Origin of the sequence: Klebsiella sp. C360, assembly GCF_048822415.1 — a bacterium.
GTDB lineage: Bacteria > Pseudomonadota > Gammaproteobacteria > Enterobacterales > Enterobacteriaceae > Klebsiella > Klebsiella quasipneumoniae.
In genome coordinates this window covers 1-5168 of record NZ_JBMEZZ010000034.1, presented here as the reverse complement: position 1 = coordinate 5168, position 5168 = coordinate 1, and the positions used below count along the sequence as shown (strand labels likewise).

Sequence of the window (5168 nt, the reverse complement as noted above, 5' to 3'; positions counted from 1 at the left end):
CGACCAAGCAGCAATACCGTGGTTAATGCCCCGAGCAAGGCGCAGAACATGTCCGACTGCGTATCCCACGGATCGCCCTGAGTCCCCAGGAAATCATCTGCGCCCTGGCCCATCGCCAGCGCCGCCCACCACTCGATCAATTCATAGGCTGCACTGATGGCCAAAGCGATACAGCAGACCAGAAAACCGACCATTTTACGCCCGCGCACGTAGCCGCTGCGCAGTAAAATTTCTCGCGCCGCCAGTGCCGGAACCAGCCCCTGGAAAAAGTGGCCCAGTTTGTCGTAAGGATTGCGGCTCAGGTTAAACATCTCCTGCACGTCGAAGCCGATGGGCACTTTGGCGTAGGTGTACATGCCGCCGCCGATCAGAATAAGCGCGTGGAAAAAGATAAGCGTGTAAAGGAGGGGCGTCAGCGGGTAGCGACGATGCGTGGACAATAGCAGCGGCACAATGATAATGACCGGGGTGACCTCCATGAGCCAGGTCGTGCGGTCAGCGGTAAAGAGGCCGGTGTAAATCAGGGCAAGCAACAGGATCAGCGCGCCGCCTTTGAGTGTCGATGAGAGTGCGGTTGATGTCATACTCGTCTTCTGTCTCAGTCAAAAAAGCACTATCGCCTGCTGGCGTGCGAAATTCAATGTTACCGGGTGTACGTTTTCGTCACTTCCTGCGCCATTGCCGTAAATGCCTTCACGGCGGCCGTTCTCCACGCGCCTTTGCGTAGCATCAGCGCGGCGGTTCGTTCCAGCAACTGCGGCGTCAGTGAAACGGCTTTTAATCCCTCATTTTGCGCGGCGATTGGCGATGGAAGCAGGGTGGCGAGCGTTGTACGACGCACCAGTTCCAGAATGGCATTGATAGAGTTTGCTTCTATTACTATCTGCGGATGCAGATCTCTTTGGCGGCAATAGCGATCAATTTGTTCGCGCGTCGCAAATTCCTCACTCAGTAAAATGAGTCGTTCATTATTAAGATGTGACAAGGCTACGCACTCCTGTTGCGCCAGAGGATGGCTTTCAGACACCATCAACGCAAGGGATTCCTTCAGTAGCGGCAGTACGTCGATGTCTGCCGAATGAACATCATCAAATGCGATGCCGATGTCCAGTTCATCGTTGAGCAGCAGCTCTTCCATCTTTTCCTGCGACATCTCCTGTAACGCAAGGGTGATATTGGGATAGCGCGCATAAAACCTCGCCATTAGCGGCCCGATAAGCCACGAGGTAAACGTGGGGGTAACGGCGACACGCAGTGAGCCACGGCTCAAATCCTCGACATCATGAATTGCCCGCTTTCCCTCTTCCAGCGATCTCAGCGCATTTTTCGCGTAACCCAACCAGGCTTCGCCAGCATCGGTGAGCTGAATATGGCGACCACTGCGATCGAACAGTTGCGCGCCAAGTGACTCTTCAAGCTGTCTGATTTGCTGAGAAAGCGCGGGCTGCGAAACGTGAAGCGCCGTGGCGGCACGGGTAAAGCCTCGATGCTCAGCGACTGCCAGAAAGTAGTGAATATGTCGTAACAGCATCATCTTTCCCATAAGTTTTACCAATAGACTTGATTATAAATGAGTCTTTTATCTTATGGAACGTAGCGAGTAGCCTGTGTCCATTCTATAGTGAGACAGAGGAACAATCGTGAAAGAGATTATTGATGGCTTTTTGAAATTTCAGCGCAGCGTCTTTCCCGAACGCGCCGAGCTTTTCAGATCGCTGGCAAACCAGCAAAACCCACGCGCGCTTTTTATATCGTGTTCAGATAGCCGCCTGGTGCCGGAGCTGGTGACGCAGCGTGAGCCTGGCGATCTGTTTGTCATCCGTAATGCGGGCAACATTGTTCCTTCTTATGGCCCGGAACCGGGAGGCGTTACCGCATCGGTGGAGTACGCCGTGTCGGTTTTGAAAGTAAATGACATTGTTATATGTGGTCACTCTGACTGTGGCGCCATGACGGCCATCGCCGGATGCCATTGCCTGGACAGTATGCCCGCCGTCAGCCACTGGCTGCGCTATGCCGATTCAGCCCGCGTGGTGAATGAATCACGCACGCATATTTCATTGCAGGCGAAAACCGCATCAATGGTGCGTGAAAACGTTATCGCACAGCTGGCCAATATTCAGACCCACCCGTCAGTACGCCTGGCGCTGGAAGAGGGGCGGATGGCATTACACGGCTGGGTTTACGACATCGAACGTGGCGATATTGCCGCCTACAACGGTGCCAGCGGGCAGTTTGTCTCGCTTGCCGAAAATCCAAATACCTGCGCGATGCCGCTTCGCAGCCTCACCGCAGCTTAATTTTTTCTCTCTATACAGGAGGTTCCATTATGATCCACGCACAAATTAACCGCGATATTCGCCTCTCTTTGGCTGACCAGATTCTGCTTATCAAAGCGAAAAAAGATCTGACCTTTGCGCAACTCACCGATGGTACGGGCTTATCTGAAGCTTTTGTTACCGCGGCCTTGCTGGGGCAGCATGCACTGCCGGCTGATGCGGCGCGTCTGGTTGGTGAAAAGCTCTCACTGGATGAAGATGCGGTGCTGCTTCTGCAAATGATCCCACTGCGCGGCAGTATTGACGATCGCGTACCCACTGACCCGACCATTTATCGCTTCTATGAAATCCTGCAGGTGTATGGCTCTACGCTGAAGGTGCTGGTGCATGAGAAATTTGGCGACGGCATTATCAGCGCCATTAACTTCAAGCTGGATGTCAAAAAAGTGGCTGACCCGGAAGGCGGTGAACGCGCGGTGATTACGCTTGATGGCAAATATCTGCCGACAAAACCTTTCTAAACCCGAGTAAAGCCTGGCGCGTTATCCGCGCCGGGCTCAAAGAACAATATGAATCAATCTCCTCGTACGGGTCTGATGCTCCTTGTGTTGGTGCTGATTGGCCTGAATATGCGTCCGCTACTCACGTCAATCGGGCCTTTACTCCCGCAATTACGTGCGGCCAGCGGCATGAGTTTTACTGTGGCTTCTCTTCTTACCGCATTACCGATGGTCGCGATGGGCGGACTGGCGCTGGCGGGAGGCTGGATCACTCGTCATATTCGCGAGCGTGATAGCGTGGCGGTCGGTCTGTTGATGATCATTATTGGGGCGCTAATGCGTGAGCTGGCGCCTCACAGCGTGGTGCTGCTGACTAAATAGCTGCGCCTAATACCGCTACACTTTTGCCTGACCATGTTTTCCTCCGGGGAATGGGCTGGCGGTTTCCATAAAATGGCGGACCTTTTTCAGTAACTGCCACATTGAGCGGCACTGATGATTACGGGTTATCGTGTCATGAAGTGCCTGCCATAGCCGTTCCACATGATTCACCCACGGCGAGTAAACCGGCTGGTAAATTACCCTGAACTTGGGATTTGCTTTCAACCAGCGCTGTGTTTCGCGGCTTTTATGGATAATGTAGTTATCAACGATCAGCGTGATTGTTTTCGCCCGCCGGTAAGTGGCTTTCAGGTGCTTCAGCAGAGCGATAAACAGCGCTGAACTTTTGCTGTTGCCGCCCACGTAGCTGACTTTACCCGTGCCACTGTGCAGTGCGCCGGCCAGATAGTATTTTTCGTTCTGCCCCGGCGTCACTACCCGTTTCTGCTGTCCGCGCAACTGCCAGTCCGCACCGATTTTAGGATTAAGGTGAATATCCACTTCATCTTCATAAAATACCGGATGCTCTGCGTTGCATTCATCCAGCGCTTTGTGGATTACCGCCATCTTTTCATCTTTATGTGGGTCACGGATGCGCAGAGTTGGCGCGGCCCTGCGCCATACAAGCCCCGCAGATGGCAACCAGCGGCGAACGGTTCCTGCATGTAACTGGCAACCGGTTATCTCATTGATTTTTATTGCCAGTAATTCGGTGCTCCAGCGTGAACGTTGATAACCAAAATCGCCGGAAGAATGCTTTATCAGCTCACGTAACAGGGTGCAGATATGTTCAAAAGGCCAGCGTCGGGAGCGCCCTGCGGGTAAGGATTTCAGGCCTTCAATACCTGAGTGCGTAAACCAGTTAATCCAGCGACCAACGGATGAACGGGCACAACAGAGAGTTCTGGCAACATCGCTGACCCGTTCACCCCGATGAAGCATCAGCATGGCCGTGAGTCTGCGGGCATGATTTTTATCGCGCGTTTTATGAATAGCTTTCTGCATCAGGCGTCGTTCGCCACGGGGTATTGGTGCTATGATCGGCATCGCTCAGTCCGGTTGGTGGTTTTGGTTGGTTTGGCGAATGATCAGATCGCGCAATCCGGGCTGAGTTCCCTTTCAGTGATCTACTATTCCGCGCAGCTATTTAGTGTTGGCCTGCGGGTTCCCCCGCACCCGCTGTATGTAGTATCGGCAGCATCTGAGAAAACCACTACATGTAGTTATCAGCGCCACAACGGCGCGGGGACGAGTGCGGTTCGGAAAAATTGGGGTTTTACCGAATCCGGCAAAAGATTGCTTCCTATAACGTCCGCTTCTGGCACACAGCAGCCGTTAAGATGTAAGGCCTTACGCCAACTAAATCTAATGGGACAGATTTAGTTGGTGATGGTCAAGTAATCTGCAAACGGTCACCAAGTAAAATGCAAATGGGTAGTCAAGTCCGATGCAATTACGCACCCGGCAAGGTGGGCCGATTCCCACACGACAGCAGCGCCCGGCAAGGTGGGCGGATTTCCACACGGCAGCGGCGCCCGGCAAGGTGGGCCTATTCCCACACGGCAGCGGCGCCCGGCAAGGAGGGCCGATTCCCACACAGCACCGGCGCGCGGCAAGGTGGGCCGATTCCCACACGACAGCAGCGCCCGGCAAGGTGGGCGGATTTCCACACAGCACCGGCGCCCGGCAAGGTGGGCCGATTCCCACACGGCAGCGGCGCCCGGCAAGATGGGCGGATTTCCACACAGCACCGGCGCCCGGCAAGGTGGGCCGATTCCCACACGACAGCGGCGCCCGGCAAGATGGGCGGATTCCCATATCGACATGTATGTAGCTTGTGTTATCCGTGGATTGTGCAGCTCAGCGGGTCGCTTGTCGTATGGCGTAGTGTCCCCCGTAACCGGCCGCGTGCGGCCGCTAACGCGCAGTACGGCGCCGCGACCCGAAGGCGGGCCGCCGTTCCCGCGCGCAGGCGCGCGGCGCCCACTGCGCACCCCCGTGGGGGACG

At 54.9% G+C, this 5168-nt stretch carries 5 protein-coding genes and 1 pseudogene; 3 read left to right on the top strand and 3 right to left on the bottom strand.

The genetic code is table 11. The features are described from left to right. Positions 1-584 (bottom strand): DUF2238 domain-containing protein (locus tag ACOI7D_RS27505; protein WP_200013119.1); only part of this gene is annotated, 584 nt, incomplete at its 3' end. A gap of 59 nt (positions 585-643) precedes the next feature. Continuing rightward, the gene (gene cynR, locus ACOI7D_RS27500; protein ID WP_003032546.1) at positions 644-1531 is read right to left on the bottom strand and encodes a transcriptional regulator CynR; all 888 of its coding nucleotides are present in this window, start codon (positions 1529-1531) and stop codon (positions 644-646) included. Positions 1532-1640: 109 nt separating this feature from the next. Here cynR and ACOI7D_RS27495 point away from each other — a divergent pair, with 109 nt between their 5' ends. From ACOI7D_RS27495 to ACOI7D_RS27485, 3 genes and pseudogenes are all read left to right on the top strand, one after another. Then, positions 1641-2300, top strand: coding sequence for a carbonic anhydrase (locus tag ACOI7D_RS27495; RefSeq protein WP_003032549.1), 660 nt, complete (start codon positions 1641-1643; stop codon positions 2298-2300). 29 nt (positions 2301-2329) lie between these two features. Next, entirely contained in the window at positions 2330-2800 is a 471-nt protein-coding gene (gene cynS / locus ACOI7D_RS27490) for a cyanase (protein ID WP_003032552.1), read from the top strand. 48 nt (positions 2801-2848) lie between these two features. Then, positions 2849-3154: pseudogene (locus ACOI7D_RS27485) on the top strand (cyanate transporter); the annotation flags it as partial. 21 nt (positions 3155-3175) lie between these two features. Here ACOI7D_RS27485 and ACOI7D_RS27480 read toward each other — a convergent pair. Beyond that, entirely contained in the window at positions 3176-4207 is a 1032-nt protein-coding gene (locus tag ACOI7D_RS27480; protein WP_258110778.1) for an IS630-like element ISEc33 family transposase, read from the bottom strand. Positions 4208-5168: the final 961 nt, after the last annotated feature.

Coding starts and splice junctions, on each gene's coding strand:
- cynR (WP_003032546.1), bottom strand. CDS start 1,531: ATGCTGTTACGACATATTCACTACTTTCTGGCAGTCGCTGAGCATCGA.
- cynS (WP_003032552.1), top strand. CDS start 2,330: ATGATCCACGCACAAATTAACCGCGATATTCGCCTCTCTTTGGCTGAC.
- ACOI7D_RS27480 (WP_258110778.1), bottom strand. CDS start 4,207: ATGCCGATCATAGCACCAATACCCCGTGGCGAACGACGCCTGATGCAG.